The following is a 444-nucleotide window of genomic DNA, read 5'->3' as shown; positions in this document are numbered from 1 at the left end:
TTAGTAAGGTGGTCATGAAAATTAATGCATTTGGAATGATGAGACTGATATGATCAATAATCTTAAAGGAAATACATGTCAATAAGAATAATAACGACGAAAACAATGCCGCACTTTGCGTTTTTCTATGACTTTTTCGAAGGCGAGTGGCCAGCTGATTGGTCGATTTTTTGTTCCAATAATAATGTATAACTAGCCCGCTTAGGATAATCATCCCCAGCCAAATAACAATTGGGTATACAAGGCCTCTCTGAGGCATGATGACGAGTATTGCCATATAGAAGAATAAAAAATGGGTGATGCCAAGGTTTAATGATTTCCATATTTTTTTCATTGATGTTCTTTTTTATAATAGTGATTCCATTAAAAATATTAGGTTTTTATAACAGATACCAACAACAATAGGAAGATAATTTTGTGATCGCATAAACGAGAAAAGATAAT

Annotated in this window: 1 pseudogene; it reads right to left on the bottom strand. The window is 32.9% G+C overall.

From position 1 onward, the window contains the following. A pseudogene (locus NNN64_RS23105) lies at nt 1–334 on the bottom strand (hypothetical protein); the annotation flags it as partial. Nucleotides 335–444 lie beyond the last annotated feature (110 nt).

Source organism: Citrobacter sp. Igbk 14, from assembly GCF_028069825.1.
Classification (GTDB): domain Bacteria; phylum Pseudomonadota; class Gammaproteobacteria; order Enterobacterales; family Enterobacteriaceae; genus Citrobacter.
The sequence above is the reverse complement of the archived record's forward strand: the minus strand, read 5'-3'. Positions and strand labels throughout refer to the sequence as shown.